The organism is Bdellovibrionales bacterium (assembly GCA_018266295.1).
Lineage (GTDB): Bacteria > Bdellovibrionota > Bdellovibrionia > Bdellovibrionales > Bdellovibrionaceae > JACMRP01.
The window spans coordinates 267235-284526 of record JAFEAQ010000008.1 but is presented as its reverse complement, the minus strand read 5'-3'; the positions used below and the strand labels follow the sequence as shown (position 1 = coordinate 284526).

The following is a 17292-nucleotide window of genomic DNA, read 5'->3' as shown; positions in this document are numbered from 1 at the left end:
CCTACCTTAATTTCAATGTCGCTAAACTTAGGACTGCCAACAAAATGGAGATAATCCAAAATCGCACAATAATCTTTGTCTCAGTGAGACCTTTTAACTCGAAGTGATGATGGATCGGCGCCATCTTGAAAATTCTCTTGCCGGTGAGCTTGAACGAAATCACCTGAGTGATAACGGACAAGGCTTCGACAACGAAAACGCCGCCGAGCAAAACCATCAAGAGCTCATTGCGGGTAATCACCGCCATGATACCAAGGAAGCCACCGATGCTAAGGCTCCCCACATCGCCCATGAAAACCTGAGCCGGATAAGTATTAAACCAAAGAAACCCGAGACCTGCCGCCACCATCGCAGCCGCTACAGGAGTCAACTCCCCGGCGCCAACAACATGCGGAATCTGTAAGTAAGTCGCAATCGAGTAGTGACCGACGACATAAGCGAACAAACCCAGAGTGCTCGCAGAAATAATCACCGGCACAATCGCAAGACCATCAAGACCATCTGTCAAATTAACCGCATTCGCAGTGCCTGTGATCACAAGCGCCGCAAACACCACATAGAAATAACCAAGATCGATGTTCAGATTTTTTGCAAACGGCACTGCCACAACAGTCGATAGATCATTGAAATGAACCAAAATAAAAACAGTAATCCCCGCAATCAGAAACTCACCTAGCAGACGAATCTTGCCCGACAGACCTTTGGTGTTCTTTTTGCTCACTTTCAAATAGTCATCGGCATAACCGATCAAACCGAAACCGACCGTCACTGCAATCACCGCCAGAACCAGTGGGCTCAAAAGATCCACCCACAAAAGACACGGCACCATCGCACTCAACAAAATCAACCCGCCACCCATCGTAGGCGTGCCGGCTTTCTTTTTATGGCTTTGGGGACCGTCATCGCGAATACTTTGACCGAAATGTTTTTCTTTGAGGCGGTTGATGAAGTAAGGACCCCACATCCAGGCCATGAAGAAAGAAGTAAAGAATGAAATAAAAGTGCGAACGGTGATGTAGCGGAAGATATTCAAAGGAGAAAACTGGTCCGCTAAGGAATAGAGCCACTGATAAAGCATCTTTTTAAAAATCCCTTTTCTTAAAGATAAGATTAATTTGTGCCTGGAATTCGTTGTGTAACACAAAGCCCAAACAAAAAGCAAGAAAATGTTTGCAAGATATTGAAATCACTTATATTTACTAAGACTATGAAGCATCTTTCACTCCGCAACTGCATCCTCATTTCTTTGGTCGTTTACGTCCTCGTCGTGATCTTTAATACCGGCTTCATTGCGACCGACGAATACTGGGATGGGATTACTCGCTACCTTCCGGCGCAGAAGGCGACTGTTGCGACGTTGATTAAACCGGATGACGTGAAAACTCCTCTGCAGATTCTGCCAATGCATATGGCGGCTCAGCTAGCTTACAAGCTGGGAATCGAAGCGCCTTTCAATCAATATCACTTTGTTATTATCTTCTGGGGCCTCGTTGGCTTTGCCTTGAGTGCCTGGGCCGCGGTCATGCTGTTCCGAAACCGAAGCGAAAACCTCACAAAGATCGCCGTGCTTCTGCTGGCGTTCCACTTTGCAGCTCCGGGTTTGCTAACGCGTCCGATGTTTGAAGCTTTGTCCGCGCCATGGATTGCGCTCTCCTGCGCCTTTGCAGTTCTTTATGATGAGAAGAAAAATTGGCGAGACCTTCTCTTCGGAGTGTTCTGCGCTTCGATGGCCTTTACGTTGCGCCAGCAGACCGGCTTTTGTGCGCTGGTATTTATGATCCTTCCGCTCATGCATAAACAATGGAAGCACTTCTTGATCGCTGGGGTTGCAGGTCTTGGATTCTTTGTCTTGAGTGGTGTTCCCGATATTTTCCTTCGCGGCAGCTTCCATCATTCGCTGCGAGCTTTGGCAGAATACAATTTCAAGCACGGCGCCGACTACGGCAGCCGCCCGTGGTATTTCTTCTTTCCGTTGATTTTCGTATTTATGCTGATCCCTTGGCTGATCGCGAAGTATCCACAAGGATTCATGAAAGATTACTTCCGCCGTTACCGCTCTCTGTTCATCATTCTTGCTCTCTTCTTGGTTTTGCATTCGATGTTTGCAAATAAGTTTGAACGCTTTTTGATTTCAATGATTCCGGTCATGATTTTCTTGATGACTCCGTTTGTGACATACTTTGTAGAAAACTGGCAGCAGCGTAAAGCGCGCCTCATTTCGATGGCTGCGCTGAATTTTGTGTTGTGGGTGCCGGCTTCATTCTTCCCGGCGCAAAAAAATATTACGGATCTGGCTCGCTATATGGATTCACATCCGCAGTACACTTACATCGTCAGTGTTGATTTAACGATTGAATGGATCCCCGATGCATTTATGCGCAATGCTTACTACAACGTTTCGCACGTCTACACGAAGGACTTCGTAAAGCTCAACCTGAACAAGACTTGCGATTTTGTGATCGCGCTGAATGAAAAAGCTTACGAAACCAACAAAGACTTCCTGGCTGCGAACTATACGTTCCTCGAAAAATTCGATGTGAATGTGATTGAGTCCATTGCCTATAAGTTCAATCCAGAGAACAACGTGCGCCGCTCGCCTCTCTGGATTTACGGCTGCAAGCAGTAAGGCATCAGCAAGCCAACAAAAAGCCTTTGCCAACAGGCAGTATCCTGAGTTTTTCACAGGCCTGTTTTTCTCTAAAGACACTATGTTCAGAGCCTCAAACAACAAGACAACCAAAATGGAGGCTCTTATGAAGAAGTTCTTTTCAGCTCTTTTATTAACTAGCTGTGTTTTCGCATCTCATGCGATGGCAAATGGCACTTGCAGTAACGACTCCTCGACACCTGTTCCAACGGCAGAAGAGGTTCTCAACGGCTTGGCTCCGGCTTCATACGAGCCAATGAACAACTGCTGCCGCACGGGCTATAAGCCAGAGCAAGCTTACTGCCACAAACGCGGTAAAGGCTGGATCAAATGCGGCACCCGCTGCGTATACGACCCCTACACCGGCGGCGCTTAGTTAGGTGCCAGGCCCTGTTTCCGGACGCCATGCAAAAAGAGGAGCTGCTGAGGCTCCTCTTTAAAAGTTCATGATAATGGCTAACCTGAACACAGACGGGAAAGATTTACCAAGCTCAGTTCATTTTTTCAGCCCCGCATTGTGATTAAACTGCATCTAGTCTATATTCGCCGGACAAAACCCAATCAAAGAATTCAAAAAGGACCCCCTCATGAAAAATATCCTCTTTGTAATGTTCGCTCTTATTACTACGAGCTCTGCTTATGCCTCTAACATCTTTACTGTCTGCTTTTCAGATATTAAGCCAAACAAAATCTATACTGGTCGCATTGTGATGAATACTGACAGCGCAAGCATCGACTATATGGGCGATGATGGCAGCTGGAGTGGCTTGACTGCGACAATTACTGGCCGCGAAATCAACGCACTCCCAACGGGCTACAGAGTTTCTGGCCTTACGATGCATGGACCTAATGGCTACACCATTACAAACATGAACTTCGAAGTAACTCCAGACGTTGTGAAGCTCTGGCAGAACAACGATGCGCCAAAAGTTCACGCCTTGATTCCTTGCCCGTAAATCATTCTGATCACGGCACAAATAAAAAGAGGAGCTGATGAGGCTCCTCTTTTTTTGTCTTAAAATTTTCAGCTCTTGTTATTCGAACTCCACTTTCAATGGTGCAACACTCGAAAGATCTTTGAGGCTGTCTATAGGAATCTGCTGTAAAACGACCATTGGGCCTACCCCGGATAAGCTCGTATTAAAAGCTTGGCCACCTTCTGAACATGTTCCCATCCCTGGCGTTTGGTTGAAGGTTCGCTGACTAACAGTTGAAATAACACCTGTAGCTGTACCTACAGCTTTGTAAAAAGCTATATAACTACCATAATCAGACTTACCAACATAAATCCTATTGAGCACATCCGGAGAACCATATTCCGCTAAACCTCGCTTATATGGGGTGCCCGTGCAATTCGGGCCCGAGAAAAAGACCATGTCAGCTTTTCCATCAAACTTACCCGTGAGCGTATTCACCCAAATAAGTTCACCACCATCATACATGACAAGTGCACTTTGCCCAGGCGCTACTCCAGACATATACCCTCCGGTATTGAATTGAATAACTCTTGCCGCTACGTCATGGTTGGCATCACGAATTACAAAACCCGACGGCCCACCAGAACCCGTTGGCCCGCGCGGCCCCTGTGGACCCTGCGCACCTTGAATACCCTGAAGACCTTGCGCTCCGGCGACACCTTGTGGTCCTTGAGGACCTGTTGCACCCGTGTCTCCTTTGTCGCCTTTCACACTATTGATTTCGATCGCCATCCAGCTTTTACCGGCACACATGTAGAATGCCTTCGTTGCAATATCATAGATTATTGAACCTTCTTTCCCAGGCGTGCAGTTTCCTGCCGCGTCCATGGATGAGACACTTTGAGAGAAGGCTGAGGTCTCGCTTGAACTTGCAGATGCGGAGTCTTGAGTTCCTTTATCTAAGCAAGCCGCAGAGGACATTACAAAAAGTAAGGCAGCAAAACGAATATACGTCGAAGTTTTCACTGAATACCTCCTTTGTAAGGTATCCATACTTTTCGGCACATCCAGTCTCAACTAAAGATGTTTATAGGTCACGTTTCAAAGGGAGAAGCATCTCAATCAAAGACTGAAATGCGTCTTTTTTCAGAATTAAATTTACTTTTATATCTTCGATTTTCGCTTGAGTGTCAGCCTTATTGGAAAGTCTTATTCAGGAATATTTTAAGCTTTTCTCGTAAGTCAGCATCGAGGATTTCACCTGACGCAGAAATGGATGCTCGAGCCCGTGTCACAGTGAAGATTGCATCCATGCTTGCGAGCATATCCATCGTGCGAAGAGTTTCGAGTAGATATTCCCTCACGAATTCGCCGCCACTGCTTGTAGCGATAAATACGACGACTTTCTTTTTCATCGTCTCTTCACATACAAGCCACTCGAGGGCGTTCTTTAATATACCAGGAATGCCATGGGCATATTCGGGCGTCGAAATAACAATGTAGTCTGACTCAAAGGCAGCCTTACGAAAGCTACTAACAACGTCAGGGACATTCTTAAATTGCAATATGGGATCAAAAAAAGGGAGCTGCTTGATCTGAAAACCCACCCACTCTATATCTTGGGGCAAGAGCCCCTCAACTGCTAAGAGCAAATTGTGATTTGAAGAATCAGTGCGGATGCTGCCGCATAAGGACAGTATTTTCATATCGTCCTATCTGCAGTTACTTATTAACGGAGAAATCCTTCGGTTCACACGGCAAAACAAAGCGCTCAAGCTTCATGCCGCGGGAGCCTTTCACCATGGCCATGTCGCCTGGGCGGAGATCGCTTGCGAATTCGCGGGCGATTTCGTCTTTGAAATCTTTGGCGATATTGAAAGCGTTTTTGTAGCCGGATTTTTTAAGACCTTTTTCGAAAGCTTCATAGCTTGCGCCGATGAAGTACACTTTATCGAAACCTGTTTTGCCAACCAGCTCGCCGAGTTCTTCGTGCAATGAGTTCGCGAGCGTTCCCATTTCAAGCATCTCGCCAAACACGCCGATTTTGCGGCCCTTGGTGGTTAGGATTTTTACGTTATCCAACAAAGCTTTCATGGAATCGGGATTCGCGTTGTAACCGTCAAAGATCATCTGCGCGCCGGATTTAAGCTCCAGCAACTGATTGCGACCCCAGATCGTTTTGCAATGGCTGAGTCCCGTCCAAACTTGCTCCGGATCTAATCCCGCTGCCACACCAATTGCTGCAGCTGCCATCAAGTTTGTGAGGTTCTGCGCGCCAAAAACCGGCACTGTCACTTCGCCGTCTTCATCTTCGATGTGGCCGGCGACCTTCAAACTCTGCAAGCCCATCGCTTCGAGTTTCAAATAAACGTCAGCCTTGGGATCCTGCGAAGAGAAAGTGACAAGCTTTGCTTGCGGGAATCTCTTTTGCGCTTTTTCGTACATTTTACGTGTCAGTGGATTGTCGAGATTGTAAACACGGGTTGCCGTTGGGCTTGCCGCTTCATAGATTTCTTCTTTAGCTTCAGCAATTTTCTCAATCGTGCCGAAGTGCTCAATGTGAGCGCGGCCCACCATCGTACAAACAACGATATCAGGCTCAGCGATTTTCACGAGCTCTGTGATTTCACCGGCGTGATTCATCCCCATCTCAACCACCGCGATTTCTTTCTGCGGATCGAGCTGAAGCAAAGTAAACGGCACTCCCCAGTGATTATTGAAGCTGCCTTTGCTGTAGTGAACTGTTTTAAAACTATCTAAAATAGCTGCGGTGAATTCTTTTGTCGTGGTCTTGCCGTTAGAGCCGGTAATGCCGATGATCGTGGCCTTCGCCGTTTTACGGGCCCAGTTGCCAAGATCCTGCAGGCCTTTCAAAGTGTCAGCAACTTTAATGATGCTTACTTTGCCTTTCAGCGATTGCACCATCGGAGAATCTTCGTGCACCAGCAAACCCGCCGCCCCTTGAGCCACAGCTTTATCGAGAAAGTTATGTGCATCGAAGCTGTCACCCTTCAGAGCCACAAAGAGCTGGCCCTCGAGAGATTGGCGGGTGTCGGTGCCGATGCCTTGGAATTTTTGCTTTACTTCACTGAGGGCTTGGCCTTTCGTGGCCGTTAGAACATCTTTCAGTTCCATTGTTCTCATTTCAAAAACTCCTGAGCGACCAAGAAGTCGCTGAATGGTAATTTTTCGGTGCCGATGATTTGATAATCTTCGTGCCCTTTACCCGCGATTAAAACCACATCGCCGACCTTGGCTTGTTTGATGGCTTTTTGAATCGCTTCACGACGCTGAACTTCGATTTGAATTTTGTACTGCTCGCCCGCTGGCAACTCTTCCGTCATGTCGCGGATGATCGCCTGTGGATCTTCCGTGCGAGGATTATCAGAGGTGATGATCACATGATCTGAATATTTCAGAGCCATTTGAGTCATTAACGGGCGTTTGCCTTTATCGCGGTCACCGCCGCAGCCAAACACCGTCCAGATTTTTGAATCCGTGCGCATCGTCTCACGCACCTTGATGATCGCATTTAAAACATTCTCCAAGGCATCCGGAGAATGTGCGTAATCGACAAAGACCGAGATATTCTTGTCATTTGTCACAGATTGAAGACGACCCGGAACTCCTTTAAAGTTTTCCAGCGCCTTCACACAGGTCTGCAAAGAAACGCCGGCGGCAATACCCACCGCAATGGACGCTAACGCATTCATCACATTGTGAGTGCCAGACATCGGCAATAGCACTTCGGCCTCACCCGCCGGAGTTTGAATTTTAAATCGCGTCGACGTGTAATCCATTTTCAGGATTTCATATTGGAAGTCACCTTCGCGATGACCGTACGTCCACAAGATGGCAGGATCTGCCACGCGCAGCTGACGTCCCCATTTGTCATCGGTATTGATGATCGCAAAGCAAGGGCTCTTGCTGGTCTTCCAAAGAAGATCCGTGAAAAGTCTTTGCTTGGCTTTGAAGTACTCTTCCATTGTTCCGTGATAATCGAGATGATCACGCGTCAAATTTGTGAAGACCACGGCGTTGAACGGAACGCTGTCCACACGCTTTTGCTCCAGTGCGTGACTCGATACTTCCATCACAACTGCGGAAGCACCCTCTTGACGGAACTCATTTAAACGTCTTTGGACATTCACGGGGTCCGGCGTCGTCATCTCAGAGGGCCACACCTTGTCGCCCAGACGATGATTCACAGTGCCGATTACGCCCACGGGCATTCTCGCGTAATCAAGAATGCACTCCACCATATAGGTGATCGACGTTTTACCGTTTGTTCCCGTCACACCGACGCAGAACAAATCACGACCTGGATCCCAGAAATAACGGCTCGCAAGAATATCCAGCACTTGTCTGGAGTTTGGAACCTGCAATACGAAACCAGAAAAACCTTCTGGAAGTTTAGCGCGATCTTCAAGGACAACAGCCACAGCACCTTTTGAAATCGCATCCGCAAGGAAATCATGACCATCCGCCTTCGAGCCTTTGATAGCTACAAAAACCGCACCGGGAGTGACTTTCCGAGCATCGTAACAAATATCCGTGACCTCGAGATGCGAAAACGCATTCTCGGGAATTCCTGGAAATATTGAAAATAAATGCTGCAGCTTCATATTGACCTTTTAATGTTCCTAAACACATTATCCTAAAATGAGAAAACTCGCAAAAGTATATTGCCTCGACGAATATCATGATGACAACGCCCCATGGGTCATTCTTTTTCATGGATACGGCGCAGATGCATCTGATCTCGAACCTCTGAAGGATTACATTCCAACTCAGAAAAAATTAAACTGGTTGTTTCCTCAAGGACTCATCGATGTGCCGATTGGTCCTGGTTGGACAGGAAAAGCTTGGTGGCCTTTGCAAATGAGTACTCTCGAGAGTGATTTCAGTGCGACAAAGCCAGAAGGCATCGAAAAAGTTCGCAGCGAAATTATGAACATGATCGACGCACTCAAGGTGCCCTGGAGCAAAATTATTCTCGGCGGATTTTCTCAAGGCGCGATGCTGGCAACAGATGTTTACCTTCATGCTCCGGAAACGCCTGCGGGACTGGTTTTGATGTCTGGCGCCTTGATCAATAAAAATGAGCTTAAACCTTTGGTCGAAAAACGCCGAGGTGAAAAATTCTTCCAATGTCATGGCGCAAATGATCAAGTGTTGCAAATGCGCAGCGCTCGCCAACTAGAGTCATTACTAAATAGTGGTGGTATGAAGGGCGGGTGTCTTGAGTTTCAAGGAGGGCACGAAATCCCTCCTACGATGTTGGTAAAACTCAGCGAATACTTGAATGCGCAGATCAGCGCAAAATCACTGTAATTTCTTTGTTCTCAGGGAGTGGAGCACCAACAGGAGGCTCAACTCCCGTCACAACTCCCTGCCCACGGAACTTCACACTGATATCTTTACCGTTAAAGCGGCGTAAAACTTCACGCAACGTCATTGTCGTCACATCTGGCACGACACCAAGCTCAAGGCTGGTTGAAACGATGTCGCCTTCAGTAACAGTCGCAAGGCCACGGCTTTTTTCGCCGTCCACTTTAATCGCCTTACGCTTTCCTGCCAGAATGTTTTTCTCAGTCAACAGGACCGGCGCTAAACCTTCTTTACGAACAACATATGAAGCAACACGCGAGAAAATCGGAGCTGCCACAGCCGCACCATAGAAACCTTTGCGCGGATGATCCAACGCTACGTAGATCACAAATTTTGGATTATTTGCTGGAAGAAAACCAGCGAAGCTCGAAATATAAGCGCCCTTCATATAACCGCGGCCGTTTGGATTTACTTTTTGCGCAGTCCCTGTTTTACCAGCAACAAGAAATCCCGGAACACGCGCATTTTTACCGGTTCCGCCGTCAGAAATAACTCCGCTTAACATCAAACGCATCTGCGATGCCTGCTCAGGAGTAAGCACACGGCGAATCGGCTTTTGCTGCATCTCGCGAACTTGACCGGTTTCGCTGTCACGAATTGATGAAACGATGAATGGAGTATTCAACACACCACCGTTTGCAATCGCCGCATACGCATTCGCCATCTGTAAAGGAGTCACTGCAATACCGTGACCGAAAGAAATATTACTCAGCAAGTGCGGACGCCAAGGCAACGGCTGAACCGCCCCGCGCGCTTCGCCCGGCAGATCAACGCCGAGCTTGCTGCCGAAACCAAAATCCAACAGACCTTGACGAAGGCTGTCTGCACCCATTTTGAAAGCAATCTTAGTCGTACCGATGTTTGAAGACACCGCCAAGATCTCGCTGACCGAGAGATTGCCAAAACTCTCGTGCGTTTCAGCTTCGTGAATCACTTTGTCGCCAATTCGGAAAGAACCGTTTTCGCAGAAGAACTTCGTATTCGGAGCGACAAGGCCTTGGCGCAAGGCGGACGCGATCACGAACGTCTTTAAAGTACTGCCTGGTTCAAATGCGTCTGTTGCCACTTTATCACGACGGACATCAGCGGATGTTTTCATCGCTTTATTCACATCAAATGTCGGCACACTCGCCATCGCAACAATCGCTGACGTTTCTGCGTCAAGGATCACACCCACTGCCGAGTCTGCTTCATGAGTTTGCACGGCTTGAGCCAATTCATTTTCAAGATTGTACTGAATATCAGAATCCACTGTGAGCTTGATTTCATTGCCGTCTGGATTTTCGGTAAAGAGCAAGCCGTCTGCGATGAGAGGACGCCCGCGGGCATCACGTCGAACAGAAACTTTCTTGGCATTTCCTTTGAGATCGCCTTCGAAAGATTTTTCCAATCCTTCCAAGCCTTGACCTTCACTGCCAAGGAATCCCAATGTATGAGCCAAGAGAGTTTCATTCGGATAAACGCGGCGCCACTCTTCAACGAAAGAAAGACCGCGGATATTCCAGGATTTGATTTTATTGGCTTTGTCTTCGTCCATCAGACGCTGAATCCAAACGAAGCGCTTATTGCCGTCTTTGATTTTTCCGTAAATACTTTCAGCCGTGACTCCGAGTTCTTTTGCCAGCGCTTTTGCCAAAGGCTTGCGCTTTTCAAGAAGCTTCGGATCGGCATAAAGAGAGTACGCTGTACCTGACATCGCCAAATCACGGCCATTGCGATCAATGATCGCGCCACGACGGGCTTGCAATGTCACCACCGTTTGGAACTGGCGGTTTTGCAATGATTGAAGTTTTTCATTCGGCAAGAACTGCAGATAGGCGGCACGCAGAATCAGCGCCCCCCAAAGAACCATCACACCGGCAAAAACTGCAATAATACGAGATTTCAACTAGAGCTCCTTCTTTGCCACATTTGGAGCCGCTTTTGTTGCCGGAGTCATATCAACAACGCTTGCCGTGCTTCCACTCAGATGGATGATTTGATCAGCTTGAATTTTCTTAAGCGTAAATTTGGATTGAGCCATGTGCTCCACAAGTTGTGGACGCGTAACTTTCACGAGTTGGATTTCGCGAACGTGTTTATCTTCGAGAATTTTCTTATGTTCGCGGCTCAGCTTCAAAACGCTGTAACCAAGACGGCGCTCTTCCATTTGCAAGAACACCAACGAGAAGAATGTAAAAATCAAAATCAAAACGCTGCAAAAAGGCTTTAGCTGTCTAAAATTTTCCGAGCTCATCCTGAACTCTCCTCTCAAAAACTCTCAACTTCGCACTACGCGAGCGAGTATTCATATCGCACTCTTCCTGAGTGGGTAGTAAAATTCTTTTATGAGTTTGTTCACCAAACTCTTTATCACTTCTAAAAATGTTCTTTACGATTCGGTCTTCCAAGGAATGGAAGCTGATCACGGCCAAGCGTCCGCCCGGATTCAAGGCCTGCATCATTGCAGGCAATGTGTGTTCTAAAACCTCAAGCTCGGCATTCACGCGCAAACGAAGCGCCATGAAATACTGAGTCGCCGGATGGAAACCTTTGTGTCTCCAGCCATCAACGCGCTCAATAAGACCCGCGAGTTCTTTCGTGCTTTGCCATGCTTTGGTTTTACGATCGTGAACGATAGCGCGGACAACACGGAAAGGCCTATGGATCTCTCCATACTGTTTGAACATTTCGTTGAGTTCCTGCTCGGACGATGTATTCAAAATATATTCCGCCGTTACGCCACGTGTTTGGTTCATACGCATATCCAGAGGGCCGTCTTTATTGAAGCTAAAGCCTCTGTCTGCAGTGTCTAACTGGGGTGAGCTGACTCCCAGGTCTAACAACATCATATCAAAAGAACCTAAATTGTGCTCCTGAAACTCTGAAAAATTTCCATGAATTATGCGTACTTGCTGAGACTCGACCTCAGTCCTGAAATTTTCATAACCGAATTTCACCGCGGTTTCGTCTTGGTCCATCACCACGGCTTTGACTTGCGGAAAATTCGCAAGCACGGCACGCAAGTGACCGCCGCGACCGAAGGTTCCGTCGAAATAACGGAGGTCTTTTTTGTCTCTGAAAACAGCGAAATTCTCGAGGATATCACGCACCATCACCGGATAGTGCTCTGGCGCGAACTCGACTTTTGTTAGATCAGGAAAGGCGCTGCTGGAAGGGTTGTTGGGCTCTGACAAAAGGCTCTCGCTTTAATGAAGACTAGACCGTCTAGAATTGAAATTTTTCTCTGTGATTCCCAAGGTATGAACAAAATGTTTGTGGGTCAAGAGCCTATGATTTAAGCTATTAATAATGCTAGTCAAATGTCCACGTTGTGGCTTTTCACAACCAAAAGATCAATACTGCGCCCAGTGCGGAATCGACATGATGGCGTTCAAGCCACCACGTCAATCGGCGTTCAAGCGCTATGCGACAGATCCGATGATGTATCTGATCATTGCTCTTGTGGTCATTGGCGTTTCTATTACGACTCTCTACAAAAAAGACAAAACGGATCTTGCGCAACGAGTGAAGTTCCTTAAAGGCACACTGCAAATCGCCAGCACCAATGGTCACGACGCAAAGAAAGAAGCTGTCGCTGAACAAGAGACTCCGCCCGCTGCAGCCGCCGAGGCCGCATCTCCGGCACCCGTGGCGTCTGTCGCAACGACTGCGGCTCCCGCGACGCCGGCTGCAACTGCATCTGTCGCATCAGGCACCACAACTGCTTACATTTATTATGCTGAAGTTCCACGCCGCGCTCTTGAACGCCTCTATGAAGAGAGCCAAGCGACAGGCCAGTTTAACTCCTTCGGCGATTACACGGCGGGTATTTTACCGGATGTGCAAAAACGCATCACCGCGGAGGGTCTGAAAATCCGCATTCTTGAAAAAAGCGAAAAGACGATCACAAAGAATCAGCAGTGGTTCACAGGTCTTCACGACAATGAGCTTGATGAAGATATGGGCCTTAGCACATTTGTTGAACTTGCTGAGACCGACAGCAACGTCTTCCGCGGCAATCTTGAAATCGTTCGCACTCTGCGTGAAACCGACACTGACAAGCGTGCTTTGGCGGCAGTCGATGCAACAGCGGCAGCCCCGGCTCCTCAGAAAAACTCTTACCCGGCTATTTTTGAGATGGGACCTGGCAGCGGCTTCTTTATCGCCGGCGTGCTTCCGCGTAAGACGCGCATCGCCCATGAAGAAGAGTTGAGCCGCAAAGGTCCTTTTGAGGTTTTGCGTTCTCCAGCCTTCCAAAATAAAGAGACTGAGTTCGTCATTTTTATTGAGTTTGAGAAAAAACCTTAAGATATTGCTCGGATGCGATATCTTCAGCATCACTACGGCCCACAAGTTCACATTATCGACAACCCACTTTTAAACGATCTCCTGGCGAAGCTTTGTTCTCCGAACACCTTTCAGCCTGAAATCAACCGTCTGGTCGAACCTCTTTATACGCACATGATCGCCGAAGTCATCGGCCAAGAGTTCGAGCTCGAGTCCTTCCGCGTTCCAACCCGAATGACCGAAGTCCATCCTGATATTTTGTTGGAAAGCCAAGGAATTGCGAAGTCACAAAAAGCCGTCACGGTGAATTTAGCTCGCGCTGGTACTTACCCAAGCCACCTCTGCTATAACCAATTACATTGGGCGCTGGAGCCTCAAAATATCCGTCAGGATCATATCTTTGCTGCCCGCATGACTGGCGCTGATCAGCACGTCACCGGAGCTCATTTCGGCAGTCTTAAAATCGGTGGCGACGTGAAAGATGCTTACGTCATGATCCCCGATCCCATGGGCGCTACCGGCAGTACGATTGTGTCCACAATCGACTACTACAAACAAAAGGTCGCTGGTCCGGCGAAGAAATATATCGCCATGCATTTGATCGTGACCCCGGAGTATTTGAAGAAAGTTCTAAGCGCTCACCCGGAGGTCGTGATCTATGCCTTGAGGCTTGACCGGGGCCTTTCCGATAAGGCAGTTTTAAGGTCTCCTCCAGGGCTCCATTGGGACCAAGAAAAGGGTCTGAATGATCATGACTATATCGTGCCTGGCGGCGGCGGTTTTGGCGAAATAATGAATAACTCCTTCGTTTAAAGGATCAAACATGACTCACCTGCAAATCAAACCTTACATCACTGAAGACCAACTCGCGAAAAAAGTGGCTGAAATTGGCGCCGCGATCACTAAGAAATTCAAAGGCGAACAAATTGTTGCTGTTTGTGTTTTGAAGGGTTCTTTTGTTTTTTACTCTGATTTGATCCGCGCGATTGATGCTGACATCAACTGCGAATTCTTCGGTGTTTCCAGCTACCATGGCACAACCTCTTCAGGTGAAGTAAAAGTGACTTTGGATTTAGCAAGCCCGGTTGAAGGCAAACACATCTTGTTGGTTGAAGACATCGTCGACACCGGCATCACAATGAACTACTTGAAAAACTCGATCATGGCTCGCAAGCCGGCGTCACTCACAACGGTGGCGTTGCTTGAAAAACCAGAAGCTTTGAAAGTGCCATGCAAATTGGACTACGTTGGCTTCCAAATCACCAACGAGTTCGTTGTTGGTTACGGCTTGGATTACCAAGGTTACTACCGCAATCTTCCATTCATCGGCCAAGTTCAGAACTTCCAATAAAAGGTACCAGCTCGCTTTTCCGGATTAAAACAAATATAAAAGCCCTGGTGATGAACCAGGGTTTTTTTTGGCGTGTGGGCTGCGTGTAGAGTTGTGGCCATCCAGGCCGTCAGGCTCCTGTAAACCTTAGGACCCTTCGACTGAAATGGTATACGGTACGAGTGAGTCGCATAATATACCATTTCGTTTGAGAGATCCTTTTTATCAAATGCCGTAAGGGCCCTTCCGAGCAACTCGTCTATAAGACGACTTACTCGTATAATAGAGGCGAACGTAGACACAGAAGCCCTTGGAATCCCATCAAAAAACAAAACCCACATCTAATGAAAGACATGGGTCATGAATCAAGGCTATAAATATTCGGCTCGCCGGCACGGCCTCCGTGTCAGATATTATTATCTGATTAGTAGTAACCGACTAAAGAAACAGAGTTATATGAACGAACATCTGCTGTCGATTTTACGTCTGCACGAATACCGATTTGATTGCTAATGTTCAAGCCAATACCCGCACCATAGAATACACCCGCGCGTGGAATAAATGTTTGATCTTCAGATCCGAAGCTCATAGCAGTTAAAAAACCGCCTGTGACGGAGGCAAAAAACTCCGAACGGCCCGGGAGAGGTAAACGAATCAAGTGACCTTCCAGTGAAAAGGCGCCGACACCGACAGAACTTTTTGTTGTCGACATTCCATACTCACCAGACCATGAAGTGCTGCCTTCAGTTGTATAGTTCATATAAGCAGCACCAACATAAAACATATCCATGAATCTCTTCTGAACCTCGAAAGAGAGGCCCTTACCTTTAAAGCCGCCAAGAGAACCATAACTGCTATCAAACTCACTCATGCCCAAGTTGAAATTCCAAGTCGAAGTCTCTTTACCAAACATAGCTTGCTGCTCAGGAGTTTGCATTGTTTGCATACCCGCAGTGGCTTCATCAGTGTTTGAAGCAACCAACGTCATTTCATCGACGGACGGAGTGGATTTTGCCATATCAAATTGTTGGAACTCGTCAGTTTGAGCTTGAGCAAATATGCTGACAGCCATGAGAGAAACTAAGATGGATGCGAATTTCATTGAGACCTCTTTTTATGTTGTTACCAAGACATCATAAAAAGTTGTGACTTCAAGTAAACAAAGATCTGAGACAACAAGACCTAGGTCTTAAAGCGATTCGCACTCTCGAACGACGTCTTTTACTTTGCCACCGTCGCAGCTCTTGCGAAGCTGATTCATTTCGCTCGCACGATTTGCGCGCTCCTGTAGATCAGTGATGCGCGATGCGAACTGAGTGCCGACTTTCAGCACCATGAACGGCAGTTTTGCTGAGAGCGCGATCTTTTCTGTTTCGCTCATCTGCCCGATGTGGCCCATGTCTTGCCCGAGTTCGAAAATTGTCTGGCGCGTGGAGGGTGAAAAGAAATCTGAATAAACCCGTGTCGTTTCTAATGCTAAACGGAATTTAGGATCCGCAAACGCGCGGCGGCCTTCTTGTTTGTAGAAATCACTCAGATACAGAACCGGATTCTCGCGCGCGGCACCTTCAGCGGCCCTGAAATCAAAAGCACTTTGATCGCAGATGATATTGCAAATGGGCGGGATCGCGGTTTTGGTCATCTCCTGCTCAATCACATCAACATCATTAAAACTTGCAAGCTTTTGCGAAAGTGCTTGCAGAGTTTTACTGGCTTCTGTGACTTTGATATCGCCACCGGGTTTATCTGTCTTATCTTCCGGAGCTTTCGTCTGTGATTTTTTAGATGGAGTTTTAGGCAGCTCGCTCTTGCCCTGCTCAGCCATTTTATTGACCAAGTGATAAGAGGAGCCAAAGATCCCGATGATCATCGCGATCGTCAGCACAAAGCCCGCAATGGCTGCGATATTAAAAATATTGGTAAAAAACTTCTTCATCGTCTGCATATAGAATTAGTTCGAATAACCTTTTACTAACATCTCAATTTTATAATCTTTTGAAGTCTCGCCGTAAGGAGCGATCTCCCACAACCATTCGCGATCATATTTAAGCCCGCGAAGGTTGGCTTCATAAGTTTCGCACTTGATCATCTCACCGGCGCGATCAATATAACGGGTTTCAAAATCGGCAAAAAGCAAAACTTTCGGCGCCTGCTCCAAAAGTCTTTCTATATGCTGGTCACGGACAGAGCGTGCAAATTTTTCGTAAGTCTCGGTCGTCATCGGCAGCACTTCTGAAATCATCAGAGGTATTTGTGAAAGCAAATTCGCCGAAATAACCCAATCAACTTTCGGCAAATCCCACGCAGGCAATTGCTTCCATGGAATATTCTTGAGTTGAAACGGCCCTGTTCCCTTTTTAAGGATGCCCAGCAGGCTTGAGATATCCCGCTCAATCAATTCAATTTTCGAGTTCTGACGGGCCAAAGAGCGCACCTGGCGGGAGTGCACAAGGTCCACCAAATAGATCTTCTCGGCCTTGGCTAAAAGCGCCTCTATAGGAATCTCCATTAAGATGCCGCTGCCAATAATGAGTATTGAACGTGGATTTACTTTATCGAAATGATCTTGAATAAACTTATGAGAAGCTGCGACATGCGGTTGCCAGGCTTTAGCGCAACGACGAGCACGAAATCTGAGGGATACATTTTGATAAATGTATCCCCAGTCTTTGGCAGTTTGTGTGCCTTTGGTTTGTAAGTATGAGAGCCATTCGAGAATCATGCCTCGAGGTTATGTC

18 protein-coding genes are annotated in these 17292 nt (G+C 47.3%); 7 read left to right on the top strand and 11 right to left on the bottom strand.

Features of this window, described 5'->3' with window-relative positions; all coding sequences use genetic code 11:
- Position 1: 1 nt before the first annotated feature.
- A complete protein-coding gene (locus JSU04_07385; protein ID MBS1970114.1) occupies positions 2-1078 on the bottom strand; it encodes a phospho-N-acetylmuramoyl-pentapeptide-transferase in 1077 nt (358 codons plus the stop codon).
- Between the two features lie 102 nt (positions 1079-1180).
- Here JSU04_07385 and JSU04_07380 point away from each other — a divergent pair, with 102 nt between their 5' ends.
- The 3 genes from JSU04_07380 to JSU04_07370 all read left to right on the top strand — a co-directional run bounded on the left by JSU04_07380 (position 1181) and on the right by JSU04_07370 (position 3603).
- Positions 1181-2626, top strand: coding sequence for a hypothetical protein (locus tag JSU04_07380; protein MBS1970113.1), 1446 nt, complete (start codon positions 1181-1183; stop codon positions 2624-2626).
- Positions 2627-2753: 127 nt separating this feature from the next.
- A complete protein-coding gene (locus JSU04_07375) occupies positions 2754-3023 on the top strand; it encodes a hypothetical protein (protein ID MBS1970112.1) in 270 nt (89 codons plus the stop codon).
- Positions 3024-3234: 211 nt separating this feature from the next.
- Positions 3235-3603, top strand: coding sequence for a hypothetical protein (locus tag JSU04_07370; GenBank protein ID MBS1970111.1), 369 nt, complete (start codon positions 3235-3237; stop codon positions 3601-3603).
- 78 nt (positions 3604-3681) lie between these two features.
- Here JSU04_07370 and JSU04_07365 read toward each other — a convergent pair whose 3' ends face one another.
- The 4 genes from JSU04_07365 to JSU04_07350 form a co-directional block, all read right to left on the bottom strand.
- Complete coding sequence (locus tag JSU04_07365) at positions 3682-4590, bottom strand: collagen-like protein (protein MBS1970110.1); 909 nt, start codon at positions 4588-4590, stop codon at positions 3682-3684.
- Between the two features lie 170 nt (positions 4591-4760).
- Positions 4761-5270, bottom strand: a complete 510-nt coding sequence (locus JSU04_07360; protein MBS1970109.1) for an NAD(P)H-dependent oxidoreductase — start codon at positions 5268-5270, stop codon at positions 4761-4763.
- Between the two features lie 16 nt (positions 5271-5286).
- Complete coding sequence (locus tag JSU04_07355; protein MBS1970108.1) at positions 5287-6708, bottom strand: UDP-N-acetylmuramoyl-tripeptide--D-alanyl-D-alanine ligase; 1422 nt, start codon at positions 6706-6708, stop codon at positions 5287-5289.
- On the bottom strand, positions 6705-8189 hold the full coding sequence (locus JSU04_07350; protein MBS1970107.1) for a UDP-N-acetylmuramoyl-L-alanyl-D-glutamate--2,6-diaminopimelate ligase: 1485 nt from the start codon (positions 8187-8189) through the stop codon (positions 6705-6707). The genes JSU04_07355 and JSU04_07350 overlap by 4 nt, the downstream gene beginning before the upstream one ends.
- A 37-nt stretch (positions 8190-8226) precedes the next feature.
- Between JSU04_07350 and JSU04_07345 the strand changes: the two genes are divergently transcribed.
- Positions 8227-8898 (top strand): serine esterase, encoded by a 672-nt coding sequence (locus JSU04_07345; protein MBS1970106.1) that lies wholly within the window; start codon positions 8227-8229, stop codon positions 8896-8898.
- Here the strand turns inward: JSU04_07345 and JSU04_07340 are convergent.
- Genes JSU04_07340 through rsmH form a run of 3 tightly spaced genes read right to left on the bottom strand, consistent with a single transcriptional unit; the run spans position 8879 to position 12050 of the window.
- Positions 8879-10843: a transpeptidase family protein gene (locus JSU04_07340; protein MBS1970105.1), complete on the bottom strand. Its 1965-nt coding sequence runs from the start codon at positions 10841-10843 to the stop codon at positions 8879-8881. The genes JSU04_07345 and JSU04_07340 overlap by 20 nt on opposite strands.
- Positions 10844-11191, bottom strand: a complete 348-nt coding sequence (locus JSU04_07335) for a histidine kinase (protein MBS1970104.1) — start codon at positions 11189-11191, stop codon at positions 10844-10846.
- Positions 11172-12050, bottom strand: a complete 879-nt coding sequence (gene rsmH, locus JSU04_07330; GenBank protein ID MBS1970103.1) for a 16S rRNA (cytosine(1402)-N(4))-methyltransferase RsmH — start codon at positions 12048-12050, stop codon at positions 11172-11174. The genes JSU04_07335 and rsmH overlap by 20 nt, the downstream gene beginning before the upstream one ends.
- 268 nt (positions 12051-12318) lie before the next feature.
- Here rsmH and JSU04_07325 point away from each other — a divergent pair, with 268 nt between their 5' ends.
- From JSU04_07325 to hpt, 3 genes are read left to right on the top strand one after another with little or no spacing between them, the layout of a single operon-like run.
- Entirely contained in the window at positions 12319-13245 is a 927-nt protein-coding gene (locus JSU04_07325) for a hypothetical protein (GenBank protein MBS1970102.1), read from the top strand.
- Positions 13246-13248: 3 nt separating this feature from the next.
- Positions 13249-14037, top strand: a complete 789-nt coding sequence (locus JSU04_07320; GenBank protein MBS1970101.1) for a uracil phosphoribosyltransferase — start codon at positions 13249-13251, stop codon at positions 14035-14037.
- Between the two features lie 10 nt (positions 14038-14047).
- Positions 14048-14575, top strand: a complete 528-nt coding sequence (gene hpt, locus JSU04_07315; GenBank protein ID MBS1970100.1) for a hypoxanthine phosphoribosyltransferase — start codon at positions 14048-14050, stop codon at positions 14573-14575.
- Between the two features lie 403 nt (positions 14576-14978).
- Here the strand turns inward: hpt and JSU04_07310 are convergent, their stop codons facing one another.
- The 3 genes from JSU04_07310 to JSU04_07300 all read right to left on the bottom strand — a co-directional run bounded on the left by JSU04_07310 (position 14979) and on the right by JSU04_07300 (position 17276).
- Positions 14979-15656, bottom strand: coding sequence for a hypothetical protein (locus tag JSU04_07310; protein MBS1970099.1), 678 nt, complete (start codon positions 15654-15656; stop codon positions 14979-14981).
- Positions 15657-15743: 87 nt separating this feature from the next.
- Complete coding sequence (locus JSU04_07305; GenBank protein ID MBS1970098.1) at positions 15744-16490, bottom strand: hypothetical protein; 747 nt, start codon at positions 16488-16490, stop codon at positions 15744-15746.
- Positions 16491-16505: 15 nt separating this feature from the next.
- Positions 16506-17276 (bottom strand): hypothetical protein, encoded by a 771-nt coding sequence (locus JSU04_07300; GenBank protein ID MBS1970097.1) that lies wholly within the window; start codon positions 17274-17276, stop codon positions 16506-16508.
- Between the last annotated feature and the right edge of the window lie 16 nt (positions 17277-17292).

What these genes read in the sequence shown, in the direction of transcription:
- JSU04_07345 (MBS1970106.1), top strand. Translation starts at nt 8,227, where the DNA reads ATGAGAAAACTCGCAAAAGTATATTGCCTCGACGAATATCATGATGAC.
- JSU04_07355 (MBS1970108.1), bottom strand. Translation starts at nt 6,708, where the DNA reads ATGAGAACAATGGAACTGAAAGATGTTCTAACGGCCACGAAAGGCCAA.
- JSU04_07370 (MBS1970111.1), top strand. Translation starts at nt 3,235, where the DNA reads ATGAAAAATATCCTCTTTGTAATGTTCGCTCTTATTACTACGAGCTCT.
- JSU04_07305 (MBS1970098.1), bottom strand. Translation starts at nt 16,490, where the DNA reads ATGAAGAAGTTTTTTACCAATATTTTTAATATCGCAGCCATTGCGGGC.
- JSU04_07300 (MBS1970097.1), bottom strand. Translation starts at nt 17,276, where the DNA reads ATGATTCTCGAATGGCTCTCATACTTACAAACCAAAGGCACACAAACT.
- JSU04_07360 (MBS1970109.1), bottom strand. Translation starts at nt 5,270, where the DNA reads ATGAAAATACTGTCCTTATGCGGCAGCATCCGCACTGATTCTTCAAAT.
- JSU04_07385 (MBS1970114.1), bottom strand. Translation starts at nt 1,078, where the DNA reads ATGCTTTATCAGTGGCTCTATTCCTTAGCGGACCAGTTTTCTCCTTTG.
- JSU04_07350 (MBS1970107.1), bottom strand. Translation starts at nt 8,189, where the DNA reads ATGAAGCTGCAGCATTTATTTTCAATATTTCCAGGAATTCCCGAGAAT.
- hpt (MBS1970100.1), top strand. Translation starts at nt 14,048, where the DNA reads ATGACTCACCTGCAAATCAAACCTTACATCACTGAAGACCAACTCGCG.
- JSU04_07325 (MBS1970102.1), top strand. Translation starts at nt 12,319, where the DNA reads ATGATGGCGTTCAAGCCACCACGTCAATCGGCGTTCAAGCGCTATGCG.
- JSU04_07310 (MBS1970099.1), bottom strand. Translation starts at nt 15,656, where the DNA reads ATGAAATTCGCATCCATCTTAGTTTCTCTCATGGCTGTCAGCATATTT.
- rsmH (MBS1970103.1), bottom strand. Translation starts at nt 12,050, where the DNA reads ATGGTGCGTGATATCCTCGAGAATTTCGCTGTTTTCAGAGACAAAAAA.
- JSU04_07335 (MBS1970104.1), bottom strand. Translation starts at nt 11,191, where the DNA reads ATGAGCTCGGAAAATTTTAGACAGCTAAAGCCTTTTTGCAGCGTTTTG.
- JSU04_07375 (MBS1970112.1), top strand. Translation starts at nt 2,754, where the DNA reads ATGAAGAAGTTCTTTTCAGCTCTTTTATTAACTAGCTGTGTTTTCGCA.